Origin of the sequence: Luteibacter yeojuensis, from assembly GCF_011742875.1 — a bacterium.
GTDB classification, from domain to species: domain Bacteria; phylum Pseudomonadota; class Gammaproteobacteria; order Xanthomonadales; family Rhodanobacteraceae; genus Luteibacter; species Luteibacter yeojuensis.
Genome location: NZ_JAAQTL010000001.1, coordinates 2,559,385 through 2,575,103, shown reverse-complemented (window position 1 = coordinate 2,575,103; position 15,719 = coordinate 2,559,385). Strand labels below are relative to the sequence as shown.

Annotated in this window: 12 protein-coding genes; 6 read left to right on the top strand and 6 right to left on the bottom strand. The window is 66.9% G+C overall.

Annotation, left to right across the window (positions count from 1 at the left end; all coding sequences use genetic code 11):
* Positions 1-77 precede the first annotated feature (77 nt).
* Together HBF32_RS11800 and HBF32_RS11795 are read left to right on the top strand one after the other, a co-directional pair.
* Positions 78-824, top strand: coding sequence for an FAD-binding oxidoreductase (locus tag HBF32_RS11800; RefSeq protein ID WP_166699809.1), 747 nt, complete (start codon positions 78-80; stop codon positions 822-824).
* A 34-nt stretch (positions 825-858) separates the two neighbouring features.
* A complete protein-coding gene (locus HBF32_RS11795) occupies positions 859-2,139 on the top strand; it encodes a peptidase MATCAP family protein (protein ID WP_166699808.1) in 1,281 nt (426 codons plus the stop codon).
* 9 nt (positions 2,140-2,148) lie between these two features.
* On the opposite strand, the gene HBF32_RS11790 is transcribed toward HBF32_RS11795, so the two are convergent.
* Positions 2,149-4,158 carry a reprolysin-like metallopeptidase gene (locus tag HBF32_RS11790; RefSeq protein ID WP_166699807.1) on the bottom strand — a complete coding sequence of 670 codons (2,010 nt, stop codon included), beginning with the start codon at positions 4,156-4,158 and terminating at the stop codon, positions 2,149-2,151.
* A gap of 329 nt (positions 4,159-4,487) precedes the next feature.
* On the opposite strand from HBF32_RS11790, the gene HBF32_RS11785 reads away from it, so the two are divergent.
* The 3 genes from HBF32_RS11785 to HBF32_RS11775 all read left to right on the top strand — a co-directional run bounded on the left by HBF32_RS11785 (position 4,488) and on the right by HBF32_RS11775 (position 10,157).
* Complete coding sequence (locus tag HBF32_RS11785) at positions 4,488-6,788, top strand: NADP-dependent malic enzyme (RefSeq protein WP_166699806.1); 2,301 nt, start codon at positions 4,488-4,490, stop codon at positions 6,786-6,788.
* 220 nt (positions 6,789-7,008) lie between these two features.
* On the top strand, positions 7,009-9,702 hold the full coding sequence (aceE, locus tag HBF32_RS11780; protein ID WP_166699805.1) for a pyruvate dehydrogenase (acetyl-transferring), homodimeric type: 2,694 nt from the start codon (positions 7,009-7,011) through the stop codon (positions 9,700-9,702).
* A gap of 122 nt (positions 9,703-9,824) precedes the next feature.
* The gene (locus HBF32_RS11775; RefSeq protein ID WP_166699804.1) at positions 9,825-10,157 is read left to right on the top strand and encodes a DUF4377 domain-containing protein; all 333 of its coding nucleotides are present in this window, start codon (positions 9,825-9,827) and stop codon (positions 10,155-10,157) included.
* Positions 10,158-10,254: 97 nt separating this feature from the next.
* Here the strand turns inward: HBF32_RS11775 and HBF32_RS11770 are convergent, their stop codons facing one another.
* From HBF32_RS11770 to HBF32_RS11760, 3 genes are all read right to left on the bottom strand, one after another.
* Positions 10,255-10,584: a hypothetical protein gene (locus HBF32_RS11770; RefSeq protein WP_166699803.1), complete on the bottom strand. Its 330-nt coding sequence runs from the start codon at positions 10,582-10,584 to the stop codon at positions 10,255-10,257.
* 202 nt (positions 10,585-10,786) lie between these two features.
* On the bottom strand, positions 10,787-12,091 hold the full coding sequence (locus HBF32_RS11765; protein WP_166699802.1) for a thioredoxin family protein: 1,305 nt from the start codon (positions 12,089-12,091) through the stop codon (positions 10,787-10,789).
* 63 nt (positions 12,092-12,154) lie between these two features.
* Positions 12,155-13,414: an MFS transporter gene (locus HBF32_RS11760; protein ID WP_166699801.1), complete on the bottom strand. Its 1,260-nt coding sequence runs from the start codon at positions 13,412-13,414 to the stop codon at positions 12,155-12,157.
* Positions 13,415-13,522: 108 nt separating this feature from the next.
* Here HBF32_RS11760 and HBF32_RS11755 point away from each other — a divergent pair, with 108 nt between their 5' ends.
* Positions 13,523-14,230 (top strand): hypothetical protein, encoded by a 708-nt coding sequence (locus HBF32_RS11755; RefSeq protein ID WP_240147824.1) that lies wholly within the window; start codon positions 13,523-13,525, stop codon positions 14,228-14,230.
* A 21-nt stretch (positions 14,231-14,251) separates the two neighbouring features.
* Here the strand turns inward: HBF32_RS11755 and HBF32_RS11750 are convergent, their stop codons facing one another.
* Positions 14,252-15,073, bottom strand: a complete 822-nt coding sequence (locus HBF32_RS11750; protein WP_166699799.1) for a ferritin family protein — start codon at positions 15,071-15,073, stop codon at positions 14,252-14,254.
* 110 nt (positions 15,074-15,183) lie between these two features.
* Complete coding sequence (locus tag HBF32_RS11745; protein ID WP_166699798.1) at positions 15,184-15,597, bottom strand: universal stress protein; 414 nt, start codon at positions 15,595-15,597, stop codon at positions 15,184-15,186.
* Positions 15,598-15,719: the final 122 nt, after the last annotated feature.

The window sequence follows — 15,719 nt, the reverse complement described above, 5'->3', positions numbered from 1 at the left end:
GCGCCGGAATGACAAGCCGCCTATTATACCGGGCTTTGCCGGGCTGCTTTGTTCCCCGGCGTCAACAGAGACTTTCCATGGCCGAACAGTTCCCGCTCCGCCTCGTCGACAGCTTCATGCTGGCCCCGACGGTGCGCCACCTCTCCTTCGAGCGGGTGGATGGCCAGCCGCTCGCCTTCGTGCCGGGCCAGTTCCTCCAGATCCACTTCCACTACGACGACGGCAAGCCGACCAAGCGCAGCTATTCGGTGGCCACGGTGGGCGATGGGAGCAGCCCCGCGCAGCGGATCGAGATCGCCGTGAGCTACGTCGACGGCGGCGCCGCGACGGCCCTGCTGGGCGGCCTGGAGCACGGCGGCACGGTGGATGCCAGCGGGCCGTATGGCCGGTTCTGCCTGATGGAAGGGGACCGGAACCAGCGTTACATCCTCATCGCCACGGGCACGGGCGTCACGCCGTACCGGGCCATGCTGCCGCAGATCGAGGCCCTCATGGCCTCGCGCGGCTGCCGGTTCGTGCTCCTGTACGGCGCCCGCAACGAGGGCGAGCTGCTCTACGGCGAGGAGTTCGAGGCCTTCGCCCGAACCCATGAAGGCTTCACGTTCCATCCCTGCCTGTCCCGCGGGGCGCGGCCCCATCCGCGTCCGCACGACCGGCTGGGCTACGTGCAGGACATGCTGGCCGAGCTGGAGCCGAACGGCGAGACGGACATCGCCTACCTCTGCGGCAACCCGAACATGGTCGATGCCGCGTTTTCGGCATTGAAGGAGCATGGCCTGCCGGTCCAGCACATCCGTCGCGAGAAGTACATCAGCTCCCGATAATCCGTTTTTGTGGGAGCCGCTATACTTCGCAACCATGCATGCCCAGGCCGCTCCGCACCACCTGTCGCCCGAGATGCGGCGCTACGCGGCGCTCGACCAGCGTCTCCTCGCCGCCGCCGGCACCATCCGCATCCTCCCCACGGTGTCCTGGCCCGCTTCGGTGGAAGAGCGCCTGATCGAGGAGTTCGCCGCAGGATGCGTGTCGATCCCCGATATTCGCTACCGTCCGCCCATGCTGGACGAGACCCGGGCCGAGCTGGAGGCCATCGAGGCGGAGGCCGACGAAGACCATCCGATCGCGGACTACCTCCGGCGCACCGCCGAGTCGTGGCGGATCGCGGCGGACATGCTCCATGCGGCCGGCACCGAGCGGGTCACCGAGACGTCCGTGCTGCTCTACGGGAAGCCCGGTGACGCCATTCCCGGCAGCAACCGCAGCAACCTCGATGCCGCGCGCTACTTCGTGAACCTCGCCAACGAACTGGGCGCCGACCTCGAGACCGAGGACGCCATGGGCAACATCCCGGCGGAGGAACTGCGCCGCGACATGGCCGAACGGCTCGACGCGTTCTTCGCACCGGGAACGATCTCGGTCGAGGTCGACCCGGAGCTCACGGCGAAGGCCGCGGCGGGCGCCACGCGTATCCGCCTGCGCGGCGGCGTGCGTTTCACCGAATACGACCGCCACCAGCTCCTGGCGCACGAGGCCTTCGTCCATTCGCTCACGGCGCTCAACGGCCGCGAGCAGCCGGTGCTGGCTTCGCTGGCGCGCACGTCGCCCCGGGTCACCGCGACGCAGGAAGGACTCGCGGTATTCGCGGAACTGATGTCCGGGGCCATCGACATCTCCCGGCTGAAGCGCATCAGCCTGCGCATCCTGGCGATCGACATGGCGCTCAACGGCGCGGATTTCGTCGAGGTGTTCCGTTACTTCCGCGATTGCGGCCAGAACGTGCCCGACAGCTTCCATTCGGCGCAGCGCGTGTTTCGCGGCGTACCGCTGACCGGCGGTTCGGCGTTCGCGAAGGACAACGTCTACCTGAGCGGCCTCCTGGCCGTGCACACGTTCTTCCGCTGGGCGCTGCGCCAGCGCCGGCTGGACCTGCTGCGCAACCTGTTCGCGGGCAAGCTCGCGCTGCACGACGTGATGAGCCTGGAGGCGCACTTCGAAAGCGGCGATATCGCGCTGCCGCGCTACCTGCCGCCATGGATGCAGCACGTGCACGGCCTGGCGGGAAAACTGGCTTTCTCGCTGTTCGTGAACCACATCCACATGGCGGGCGTGGAGGCCGAGGAAATCTCCCTCGGCCTGTAGGAACGGTCCTCAGCGCACCCGTATCGACGGCGAGAGCGCGAAGAATCGACCGTCGGCGCAGGCGACCCGCAGCCTCGCTGCCTGCGACGCATCGATGCCGGCCGGTATCTCGACGGTGGCGCGTCCCTGATTGGGTGCGGCGGATGCCAGCGGCGTTTCCAGGAACGTGCGGCCGCCGTCCACCGAGAGGTCGATGCGTACGGACCGGCAGGCGATGGGCGCTTTTACCGTGCCGGCGACGTTCCAGCGCACGACCCGCCGCTTGCCGCGTTGCAGGATGGCGGAAGCGTTCGGCGCGGTGATCGCGAAGGGGCGCCCCGTGTCGATCACCGTCACGACACGCTCGGCGGAAACCACCGGGGACGGCCGGTCCTCGCGCTCGTCGCGCACCGTCATGCGGAAGCGCAGGTCGCGATGCCTCGTGGGTAACGCGTCGCCGAGACCGAGCTTCTCGTCGCCCAGGAGGACCGGCATGGCAGGAAACGTCTGCTCGCCCTGTGCATTGGGCTTGCGGGAACGGAAGAGCGGGCCGGTGCCGCGATCGCTCAGCGTCGTCTCGTCCTGGGGCTTGCCAGGATCCATCTGCTCGAACGTATAGCTCGGCTTCGCACCGGGAGCCGCGAACCGTGCGATGCCGGACAGTCGGAACGGTGTGTGGGCGGGGACGAGCATGGGTTGCCGCCATCCTTCGGTATCGAGCCACGGCGCGCGGGACCGGTTGGCCTCGCTCGCGGCACAGGCGCCGCCCTCGCCGGAGAGCCAGGCCGCGACTTCCTGGATGCTCGCGCCGTGGAAATAGTCGTCGGCGTTATCTTGCAGGTTGTGTCCATAGCACAGCCCCGCATAACCCATCACCGTCGATCCGCTCCCGGGTTCGAGTTCCACGCCCGATGACTCCGAAAAGCGGCCGCAGCCGTTGAACGTATGGTGGGCGCCGAACTGGTGTCCCAGTTCGTGAGCGACGAAATCGACGTGGAAAGGGTCTCCGAACGGTCGCGTGCTGCCGGTCATCCCCGCCGCCTTGGAGCGCGCGCGGTCTTCCGGCTTGCCCGTCCATCGCATGCAGGTATTGCCTATCTCACCGACCAACCCAGCGTCTTGCCGCGCATCCAGCGCGTGACCGATGTCGAAGGCATCGTCGGCGAGGACTTGCGCGACGACCTCGACGTTGCGTTCGACGAGCTTCGCGTCGTAGAACCGGTCGTCGGTCGTGAGATCGCCGAAGGGATCGGGGCCTTCCTTCGTGAAGATGAGCTTGTCGCTGTCTTCCGCCAGAACCAGGTGCACACCGAAATCCCTCTCGAAGATGCGGTTGACGCGATTGATCGTCGCCGCCATGGACTGAAGCGTCTGCGCCCGCGTTCCGCCCTGGCTTTGCGTATAGGACGGCGTGGCCGTCAGGGCGATGCGAAAGGTACGGCGCACCGTCGACATCGCCGGGCCCGCGGCGGACCGCTGCTCGCCTGGCCGGGCAGCCGCGTCGTGGGGGCCCGGTTCTTCGCGGTAGGGCCTCTTGCGGGCCGCGGCGCGCCGGAACACGGCGTGGCGCCGGTCGACGGAGCGGGCCTTGGAGGCCTCGGGGGTCTCGGGGCGCAGCAGCCAGTCGCCGCCGGCGTCGGTGACCGCCGCGCTGATGCCGTTAGGCCCGATATCGATGCGCACGTGGCGGCCCTCGGCGTCCTCGCCCTTCATGCTCTTCAGTTCGGGATAGCGGGCGGCCAGGCCGGGGGGAAGCACGCCCGAGGATTCCAGTCTGAATTCGCTGGTGCCCCCGGAGGGCAGAGGCAGCTCGATGGACGATGGCGTCGCACTCTTGCGCATGCGCTTTGCGACGGCCTCGAACGCGTCGCCGACGAGGACGACCCGGCGAGCGGATGCGGGCAGATCGGAGCCTCGGGCCGATGGGTCCGCCGGGATCGCCGGCGCGTCGCGCCAGAGCGCCTGGTCGGCCCGCGCCGGGGACGATGCGAGCAAGAGGACGCCCGGGAGGGTGTAAAGCAGGGGATGCGGGGTGGGCATGTCGAATCCTTTCCTTGGGTGGAGGAGTACCCGGCGTCATGTCGGGTAAAGGCATGAAACCCCCGCAGTCCCGGCAAAATCTGTAGGCGGATTCTTGGGGTCCGGTCGTCTGTCGTCCTGGTCGACGCGCCGGACGTACGGTCACGCACGGTACGCAACGCAGGTATGCATCGCGCTGATAGGTCGGCATCCATATCACTGCTTGTCGTATTGCCACACAGTGAGGACGGCGGCGGCCGCGTCCGCCGGTGCTACCATGCCCGCTTGCGTTGCGCGCCCCCGCGGGGCTGGCGAACGCCTTCCCGACCCGTTACGTCCCACAGGATCCCATGGCCATCTCCGAGGAACTGAGGCAAGCCGCTCTCGAATACCACCGCCTTCCCCGTCCGGGAAAGATCAAGGTCACGCCGACCACGTCGCTGCTCACCCAGCGCGACTTGTCGCTGGCGTACTCGCCCGGCGTCGCCGCCGCATGCGACGCGATCGTGGCGGATCCCGGCCAGGCCGCCGAACTCACCGCGCGGTCGAACCTCGTGGCCGTGATCTCCAACGGCACGGCCGTGCTCGGCCTGGGCAACATCGGCGCGCTGGCCGGCAAGCCGGTCATGGAAGGCAAGGGCGTGCTGTTCCAGAAGTTCGCCGGCATCGACGTGTTCGACATCGAGATCGACGAAACCGATCCGGACAAGCTGGTCGACATCATCGCGAGCCTCGAGCCGACCTTCGGCGGCATCAACCTCGAAGACATCAAGGCGCCGGAATGCTTCGTGGTGGAGCGCAAGCTGCGCGAGCGGATGAAGATCCCCGTCTTCCACGACGACCAGCACGGCACCGCGATCATCGTCGGCGCGGCGGTGATCAACGCCCTGCTCGTCACGGGCAAGAAGATCGAGGACGTGAAGCTCGCCACGACGGGCATGGGCGCGGCGGGCATTTCCTGCGTGGACATGCTGGTGACGCTGGGGATGCGCAAGGAGAACATCCTCGCCTTCGACCGCGACGGCGTGCTGCACACCGGCCGCACCGACCTCGACCCGGACAAGCAGCGCTACGCGCGCGATACCGACAAGCGCACGCTGGCCGAGATCGTCGAGGGCGCGGATATTTTCCTCGGTCTTTCCGCCGGCGGCATCCTCAAGCCGGAGATGGTCGCGACCATGGCCGAGCGCCCGATCATCTTCGCGCTCGCGAATCCGAACCCGGAAATCCTGCCGGAAGACGCCAAGGCCGTCCGTCCGGACTGCATCATGGCGACGGGCCGTTCGGATTACCCGAACCAGGTCAACAACGCGCTGTGCTTCCCGTATCTGTTCCGCGGTGCGCTGGATGTCGGCGCCACCGTGATCAACGAAGCGATGAAGGTGGCCTGCGTGCATGCCATCGCCGAACTGGCACGCCGCGAGTCGTCGGACGTGAGCGCGCGTGCCTACGGCACCAAGCCGCCGAGCTTCGGCCCCGATTACCTCATCCCGCAGCCCTTCGACCCGCGCCTCCTGATCCAGCTGCCGCCGGCGATCGCGCAGGCGGCGATGGATTCGGGCGTGGCCGAGCGCCCGATCACCGATTTCCCGGCATACATCGAAAAGCTCACCAGCTTCGTGTTCCGCACCGGCCTCCTGATGAAGCCCGTGTTCGACCGCGCCAAGGCCGACCCCAAGCGCGTGGTCTACGCCGAGGGCGAGGAAGAAACCGTGCTGCGCGCCGTGCAGACGGTGGTGGACGAAGGACTGGCGCGCCCCATCCTGGTCGGCCGTCCCGACGTCATCGAGAAGCGCATCGCGCGGGCGGGCCTGCGCCTGAAGCCCGGCGTGGACTTCGACATGTGCAACATCCATTCGGACCCGCGCTTCGAGGACTACTGGCGCCTGTACCACTCGATCATGGAGCGCAACGGCGTCACGCCCGCCTCGGCGAAGGCGGTGGTCCGCTCGCGTCCGACGGTGATCGCGGCGCTGATGGTGGAGCGCGGCGAAGCCGATGCGATGATCTGCGGCCTGGTGGGCAACTTCCAGAGCAAGCTCGGCTATATCTGCGACATCATCGGCCTCGACGAGGGCGTCGCCGAAGCCTCCGCGATGGCGGCCGTGGCGACCGAGAAGGGTACGTTCTTCTTCCTCGACACATACGTGCAGGAAGACCCGAGCGCCGCGCAGATCGCCGAGGCGACGTTGCAGGCGTCCATCCGCCTGAAGCTGTTCGGCATCCAGCCGAAGATCGCGCTGCTGTCCAATTCCAACTTCGGCAGCCGCGAGTCGCGCAGCGCCAGGAAGATGCGCGAGGCGTTGCAACTCATCCGCGAGCGCGCGCCGCGCCTCGAGGTGGAGGGCGAGATGCAGGCCGACGTGGCGCTCACCCCGGAATTGCGCGAGCGGATCTTCCCGAACTCGCGCCTGGAAGGTAAGGCCAACGTCTTCGTGTTCCCCAACCTCGACGCCGCCAACACGACCTACAACATGGTCCGCGTGCTCTGCGACGGCGTGGTGATCGGCCCGATCCTCATGGGCGTGGCCAAGCCGGCGCACATCCTCACCCCGCAGGCCACGGTCCGCCGTGTGGTGAACATGACCTCGGTGGCCTGCGTCGAGGCGCAGATCCGGGCCGGGAAACCGAGGAATGTCATAAGCGATTGATTTTCCTGCATAATACTGTGGGAGCCGCTAGAGCGGCGAGAAGCCAACGAAGCGATGAAGCGGTGAGGTGGATTCCCCCTCGGCTCCCACAGAATCGTGCGGTTTCACACGATCCAATGCCGTGTAGGAAAACCTTGCGCTATCATGAAAAGGTTTTCCCGCCACCCCAGCGGCCCCCTTCAGTCCCCATGAGCGCGCGTTACGCGCGAGCGGAGCATCCATGGACCAGTTCGACGACATCCTGAACCAGGACCTCGACCCTACCGAAACCCGCGAATGGGTCGAGTCGCTCAACGCCGTCATCAATCACGACGGCACCGAGCGCGCGCATTTCCTGCTGGAGCGGATGGTGGATTCCACCCGTCGCGCGGGCGGCTACCTGCCGTTCGACCCGACCACGGAATACCTGAATACGATTCCGCCGCACATGGAAGCGCGCAGCCCCGGCGACGCCGCCATCGAATGGCGCATCCGCTCCCTGATCCGCTGGAACGCCCTGGCCACCGTCGTGCGCGCCAACCGCAAGCCCGGCGACCTCGGCGGCCACATCTCCAGCTTCGCTTCCTCGGCCACGCTGTACGACGTGGGCTTCAATCATTTCTGGCGCGCTCCCAGCGCCGAGCATCCGGGCGACCTGGTGTTCCACCAGGGCCATTCGGCGCCGGGCGTCTATGCGCGTTCGTTCCTGGAAGGCCGTCTGGGCGAAGACCAGATGGACCTCTTCCGCATGGAAGTGGCGGGCAAGGGCCGTGGCCTCTCGTCCTATCCGCACCCCTACCTGATGCCGGACTACTGGCAGGTGCCGACCGTCTCCATGGGCCTCGGTCCCATCCAGGCGATCTACCAGGCGCAGTTCTGGAAGTACCTCGAGCACCGCGGCCTGATGCCGAAGACCGATCGCAAGATCTGGTGTTTCATGGGCGACGGCGAATCCGACGAACCGGAATCGCTGGGCGCGATCTCGCTGGCCGGGCGCGAAGGCCTCGACAACCTCATCTTCGTCATCAACTGCAACCTGCAGCGCCTGGACGGTCCGGTGCGCGGCAACGGCAAGATCATCCAGGAACTGGAAGGCGTGTTCCGCGGCGCCGGCTGGAATGCCATCAAGGTCGTCTGGGGCAGCTACTGGGATCCGCTCATCGCCCGCGATACCTCGGGCAAGCTGCGCCAGCTGATGATGGAAACGGTCGACGGCGAATACCAGGCTTGCAAGGCCTTCGGCGGCGCCTACACGCGCGAGAAGTTCTTCGGCAAGTACCCGGAGACGGCGGCCCTGGTCGCCAACATGTCCGACGACGACATCTGGCGCCTCAACCGCGGCGGACACGATCCGCACAAGGTCTACGCCGCCTACCATGCGGCCGTGAATACCAAGGGCATGCCCACCGTGATCCTCGCCAAGACGGTGAAGGGCTACGGCATGGGTGCCGCCGGCGAATCGCAGAACCCGGCGCACAACCAGAAGAAGATGGACGCCGACGCGGTGCGCGCGTTCCGCGACCGCTTCAACATCCCGGTGCCGGACGACAAGCTGGACGAGGTGCCGTACTACCATCCGGGCAAGGACTCGGAAGAAGTGCAGTACATGCTCGAGCGTCGTCGCGCGCTCGGCGGTTCGCTGCCGCAGCGCCGCCGGAAGGCCGACCAGTCGTTCAAGGCGCCGGCGCTCGAGGCTTTCGAGCAGATCACCAAGGGTACGGGCGACCGCGAGATCTCGACCACCATGGCGCTCGTCCGCGGCATGAACCTCATGCTGCGCGACAAGGAACTCGGTCCCCGTCTCGTGCCGATCGTGGCCGACGAGGCCCGCACGTTCGGCATGGAAGGCATGTTCCGTCAGATCGGCATCTACGCGCCGTTCGGCCAGAAGTACCGTCCGCAGGACGCCGACCAGCTGCTGTACTACCGCGAAGACCAGAAGGGCCAGGTGCTGCAGGAAGGCATCAGCGAGGCCGGCGGCATGAGCGCGTGGCTCGCGGCGGGTACCAGCTACAGCATCAGCAACGTGCCGATGCTGCCGTTCTTCATCTACTACTCGATGTTCGGTTTCCAGCGCATCGGCGACCTTTGCTGGGCCGCGGGCGACATGCGGGCGCGCGGCTTCCTGATCGGCGGCACCTCGGGCCGCACGACGCTGAACGGCGAAGGCCTGCAGCATGAAGACGGCCATTCGCACCTGCTGTCCGGCGCGATCCCGAACGTGGTGTCGTACGACCCGACCTTCTCCTACGAACTGGCCGTGATCCTGCAGGACGGCACGCGCCGCATGATGCAGGAGCAGGAAGACGTCTACTACTACATCACCGTCATGAACGAGAACTATGCCCACCCCGACCTGCCGAAGGGCAGCGAGGAAGGCATCGTCAAGGGCATGTACCTGTTCAAGGACGGCGGCAAGGCGAAGAAGAACGAGCCGCGCGTGCAGCTGATGGGCTCCGGCACCATCCTGCGCGAGGTCATCGCGGCGGCCGAGTTGCTGGAGAAGGACTTCGGCGTCACCTCCGACATCTGGTCGGTGCCGAGCTTCTCGGAAGTCCGTCGCGAAGGCTTCGACGCCGAGCGCTGGAACCGCCTGCATCCGGAATCGCCGCAGCGCGTGCCGTACATCACCGGCCTGCTCGCCGACCGCCAGGGTCCGGCCATCGCCGCGACCGATTACGTGCGCGAGTTCGCCGACCAGGTCCGTGCCTTCATGCCGGACGGCATGCGGTATACGGTGCTGGGTACCGACGGTTTCGGCCGTAGCGACACGCGCGCCAACCTGCGCAGCCACTTCGAGGTCGATCGCTACTGGATCGCCCACGCGGCGCTGGCCGCGCTGGCGAAGGACGGCAAGGTCAACCCCAAGGACGTCAGCCGCGCCATCAAGGATTACAAGCTGGACACGGACAAGCCCAATCCGATGACGGTCTGACCGTCGGGGCGTGTAGCATGACGAAGGCCGGGCCATCCCGGCCTTCGTCGTTTCCGCGTCACGCATCGTCGATGGGTGGGGTGGTAAGTCTTTCTTCCTGTTCCCGACCGCGGATCCACGCCATGCGCCCGTTCATCCTCGCCGCCTTCGTCCTCACCCTCGCCGGATGCGCCACCGCCCCGTCCGACCAGGGTTCGCGTTCCCGGCTTCTCTATATCGCGGGCACCAAGGTGCCATGCACGAACGGCGTCATGAAGACGGAGTGCCTGCAATACCGCGAGCAGCCGACCGATCCCTGGCAGGCCAGTTACGTTCCGATGGAGGGTTTCGACTGGAAGCCGGGCAACGAGTACCTGCTGAAGATCACCGAGGTCCACAGGAAGAATCCGCCGCTGGACGCGTCGCGCGTGCGCTGGCACGTGGACAAGGTGGTGGAGCAGCATCCCGTGCAGTAAGCGCAGACAGGTAGGAGCCGCTACAGCGGCGAAGGCAATCTTGCGAGGTCGTCGCGAGGTTTCCTCGCCGCTGTAGCGGCTCCTGCACTGGCGAATATCAGTCGTCGTCGCGCAGTGCGTGACGGATCAACAGGAACGTGCCGAGCGCGGCGGCGGCGATACCGAGGGTCACGCCAGGGTGGCGCTGCACGCGGCGACGCATCTTGCGGTACTGGTAGGTCGCCTCGTCGGCCAGGTCTTCCGCCATGTAGCGGATGCGCTGGTTGCTGCCGTTGGCGTTGCGTGCAAACTTGCCGGTAATGCGGCGGCTGCGGTCGAGCATGTCGGTGCCCGCGCTCGCGGCTTCATCGGCGTAATGACGGACGCGTCCGGAGACTCCGTTGACGGCGCTCTCGACCTGGCGCGCGAACTCGCGATTTCTACTCATCGGATGGCTCCCTTGTTACGTGGTTACACGCTCCGGACTTTGCGGTCCAACCCGTGAGGAGCGCGTAAATGGAGGCCGGCGGGTTGAATCGCGATTCAGTGTCGCGGCCCGCCGAGGCTGCTGCAGGAGCCGCTGAGGCGGCGAGGGATACCGCCTCGAGGCAGGGTTCCCTCGCCGTCGTAGCGGCTCCTGCAAGGCAGGCTCAGCCTGCGCTCGTGAGCGACTCCTGCAGTTTCTTCGCCTGCTCCGGGAATGCCTTGCCTTCCTGTGCGACGGTCTCGGCGACACGCCTGCGCGCCTCGTCGTCGCGATTCAAGGCGCGCAATGCCCTTACCTGGTACGTGGCGACGGTGATGCGGTTGGCGCCGTAGGCCTTCTTTGCCGCCGCGTCGAGGTAGGGCAGGCCCTCCGCCGCCTTGCCGCTCTCCACGAGGCGGCGGCCATAGCGGTAGTTGTAGACGTAGTCCTCCGGATAGGCGGCGATCAGCTGCTTCTCCAGCGTGTCCAGTTCGCCATCGGCTTTCGCGCGCACGAGGTAGACGCGCAGGTTGTCGGCGATATTGCGATCGCTGCGGAGGTCCCCGGCCAGCTTCGAGCGGCTGAGGTCGATCGCCTTGCGCAACACCGCCCTCTCGCCGGCACCGTCGCCAAGCGCCGCATCGAGATCCGCCGCGGCGAGCACGGCGCTGCGCTGGTCGGCGCAGGCCGGGGTCGCGGTGAATACCTGCGAGGCGAGGAATCTGTCGTAGGCGGCTTTCTGCGGTGCCAGCAGGCTGCGTTTCGCCTCGGGCGCGCGGGACGTGCTGGCCCGGAGCAGGTCGCCGAGTACATAGGGGCGGTTGCAGCCGATCTTCCCCGCCAGTACTTTCGTGGCGGCGTCGACGATGCCCTGGGCGTCCTTCCTGTCCTTCGCCTGCAGGAGCAACAGGCGCTGCTTCGCGAGCGCGACGCGCTTGTCCTTGTCGGACACGTTGCGCACCATCGGCGGAAGCGTGTCGAACCAGGCCATTCCTTCACTGCCCTGGTAGCGCAGCTGGTAGGTATCGAGTACGTCGGCAACGGCGGCAAGCGAGCCCTTCGCCGCATCGGCCTTCTGTTTCGAGAGGCGCGCGTCGCCGGAGAGGATGCCCGCCACCTCGGCGTAGAAGGTCTTGCGCGGCCGCTCCGCGAGGATGCGGCCGAGCTCCTCGCCGTCGGGGCCGATCAGCACATAGGTCGGCAGGAAGTGGACGCCGAGCTTCGTCATCCACGCCTTGTCGTCGGGCTTGTCGGCGTCCGCTTCGTAGAACACGACCTTGTCCGTCAGGTCGTCCCACTCCTTGCCGTTGAGGACGTGGCTCGCCATGAAGTAGCAGGAGTAACACCACACCGCCTGGAAGTCGGCCAGCACGGGCTTGTGCTCGCGCTTACCCTGGGCCAGCGCTTCATCGAGGCTGGCGGGACCCTGGTGCGCGACGGAGGCCGTCGCGACCAGGCCGAAGAGCAGGACACCGAGCAGTCGCTTCATGGTGGCTTCTTCCCCTTTGGAGGTATAGACGTCCACCTAATAACATGCTTACGGCTTCTTGTGTCAGATCGTATCGCTCGCGCCTTCGATGGGCTCGGGCTCGGAGACCAGGGCCTGGCGACGCCGCAGGGAGGGGAACCACCACATCCACAGCCCGACCACGACGAGGGTGCCGATGCCGCCGACCAGGGCCGCGTTGACCGCGCCCACGGCGGCGGCGAGCAGGCCGGATTCGAACTCGCCCAGCTGGTTGGAGGTGTTGATGAAGATGGCATTGACCGCGCTTACCCGGCCGCGCATGTCGTCCGGCGTTTCCAGTTGCACCAGCGCGCCGCGGATCACCATGCTCACCATGTCGAACGCACCGAGCGCGAACAGGGCGACCACGGAGAGCCAGAGGACGTTCGAGATGGCGAAGACCAGGGTCGCCACGCCGAACCCCGCCACCGAGGCGAACATGATCGGCCCCACCCGGCGCTCCAGGGAGCGACGGGAGAGCCACACCGACATCAGGAGGGCACCCACGGCAGGCGCGGCGCGCAGGACGCCGAGGCCCCAGGGGCCCGTGTGCAGGATGTCTTTCGCGAAAATGGGCAGGAGGGCGGTGACGCCGCCCAGCAGCACGGCGAAGAGGTCCAGGGAGATCACGCCGAACACGGCGGGGCGGTTGCGGATGAAGTGAATGCCCGCGAACAGCGTCTTCAGCGTCGCCGGTTCCCGGCGCGGTGGCTGGTGGTCATAGGCGAGCCGCGAGATCAGCACCAGCGCGACGAGGTAGAGCACGGCCGACACCCCGTACACGCTGCCGGGGCCCGCGACATACAGAAGGCCGCCCAGCGCCGGTCCGGCGATCATCGCGGCCTGTCCTGCGGCCGCGTTGGCCGCCATCGCGCGTGGGAGCACCTCGATCGGCACGAGCGCCGGCAGCATCGATTGCAGCGCCGGGAACTCGAACGACTTGGCGACACCGACCACGAACACCAGGGCGAGGATGCCGGTCTCGGTCAGGTGTCCGGACAGGCTGAAGACGGCCAGCAAGGCGATGGCGATCCATTCCACGGCCTGGCACGCCGCGACGATGCGTCGACGGTCGAACTGGTCGGCCACGTGCCCGGCGGGGAGGGCCAGCAGCACCGACGGCACGAACTGCACGAGGCCGATGAGGCCAAGGTCGAGCGCGCGGTGGGTGATCTCGTAGACCTGCCAGCCGACGGCCACCGACATCATCTGGAACCCGAAACTGGAGGCGTTCTTGGCGAACCAGAACTGCACGAAGGCGCGGTGACGAAGCAGCGAGCCTGCTTCCCGGGGCGAGGACGACATCGGCGATCCTTGGGGATTTACGCAGATTTTACGCTCATGCGTCGCGTGTTTGATCGGCGTGGCCGTATCGGGGAAGCTAGGTCCTTTCCGTCAGGGGTTCGCAAGATCATGCGCCGTATCGCCACCCTCATCGCCGTCGCCGCGCTCGCCACCGCCTGCTCGTCGCCCCAGGACCAGCAGGCCGCGCAGGCTCCCGCCCCGGACACGCGCGCCGACGAAGCCGCCAAGAAGCTGGAGATCTACCAGCAGCTGCTGAAACTGCACAACGATGGCCCGGCGGTGCAGATCGGCCACGAGATCGTGGATAAGTACCCCGACACGCCCGCGGCGGCCGAGGTGAAGAAGACCCTCGACGCCATGGAGGCGAACTACAAGGCCGCGAGCGAGAAGGCGCGCCTGAGCGCCCTGTGGCTGTACCAGACCTCGCCGATGCAGGGCGGCACGCAGAGCACGGCCACCATCCAGTCGAGCCGCCCCACCGGCGAGCAGACGGTGCGGCTCATCCTGCGCAGGCATACGGCCTGGGGCCAGAGCGTGTTCCTCTACGCCACGACCGGCAAAGGCTTCGTCTGCAAGGGCGACTGTTCGCTGAAGGCCACGTTCGACGGCAAGCCGAAGACGATCAAGGCCTTCCGTCCGCCCACCGGCGAACCGGCACTGCTGTTCCGCAACGATGCGCAGTTCCTGAAGGATCTCGCGAAGACGAAGCGCCTGACGATCGACGTGGTGACCATCAGCCGCGGCGAAACCACGCTCCTCTTCGAAACGGGTGGCTTCGATCCGGAGAAGTGGACGCCGTTGCCGAAGAAGAAGTGAGGCACTCCGCGCCGTCGAGCTTCAATGCAGGAACAGCTTCTCGGTGATCCGCGTCAGCGGCCATTCCAGCATCGAGTTCACCTTCGGCGGGAGGTCCAGCGGACGCAGCAGCATCTTCACCGTCATCTCGGCGGGGATGTGCCGCTTCAGCAGTCCTTCCGCGCGCGACGTGACGCGGCGGAACTCGGCGTCGTCGTGTGCCTTGTCCGGGTAGCGCACGTTGAATACGTGGCGAAGCGCGATGTCGCTGTCTTCGTTCTTGATCTCGCGCAGCCGCTTCAGCAGGGTGCGGAACGTGCTGATCCGGCCGATGCCGTCGCGCTGGCGGTAGATGCGGAAGTGCTGGTAGAAGTGCTTGTAGTGCCGCACCTCGTCGCTCTTGATGCGATTGGTGAGTTCGCGGAGCACAGGCTCGTCGGTCACGTCGTTCAGTGCGCGGTAGAGGCTGGCCGTGCCGGTTTCGACGACGCAGCGCGCGGCCAGTTCGAGCCCGCGGTTCGGCTCCAGTTCCTCGGACGTGCAGACCGAGCCGTAATGCGCGAAGAAGTTGCCGAAGCCGGTGTCCCAGTCGAATTCGGGCCACACGTGGCGGACGTAGGCCGCGAGGGCACGGCCGTGCTGCAGTTCCTCATGCTCCCAATGGTCGCGCAGCCAGCCCTGGAGTTCGTCGTCGCCGGCGAAGTGGTCCACGAGGTTGTGCGTGTACAGGTCGGATCCGCTTTCGACGAAGGACGAGCTGCACAGCAGCAGGAACAGGTCCTCGTTGTCCCTGACCTTCGCGACGTCGATCCGCGAGAGGTCCAATGTTTCGAGCGTCCATGGCAAGGTGACGGCGTAACTCACTGCTGATGTTCCCCGGTCTCGAGTCGTGCGCCCCCTTGGGCAATGGCAGGATTGTGACAAAGGCGGGCGCCCGGCGCATCAAAAGGGTCGCGGGGCGCGTTCTTGCGGGCTCAGCGCACGACCGTCACCGGCACGTGCGCCTTCGCCAGCACGTCCGTGGACGTGGACCCCACCAGCCAGCGGGCCAGGGCGCCCCGCTCGGTGTGGCCGATCACGATGTGGTCCACGCCGTGCTGGGCGACATAGGACAGCAGGGCGTCGCCGGGGCTGCCGTGCACGAGGTCGACCTCGACCGCCACGCGGGACGCCGGATCGAGTTCGGCCACCTCCGCACGCAGGGCGGCGAGCCGTTCTTCGCCGTTCTCGGTCATCATGAGGGCCGAGGTATCGGCCCCGTTCTCGATCTGCAGGACCGAGACCACATGCACCCGTGCCCCGGCGCAGGCGGCCAGTTCCAGGGCGAACCGGCAGGCGCGCCGGGCGGTTTCGGAGCTGTCATAGCCGACGAGGATGTGCTTAGGCATGGGAAGATCCTTGGGGGAATGGCGCCATAGTAGGCCCGCCGGCATGTCGCGCGAAGCGGTTCACGAGATGTCCACTTAGCCGTGCGGGCCCTGAACGGGCGCGATGCCGCTCCGTGTTTCTT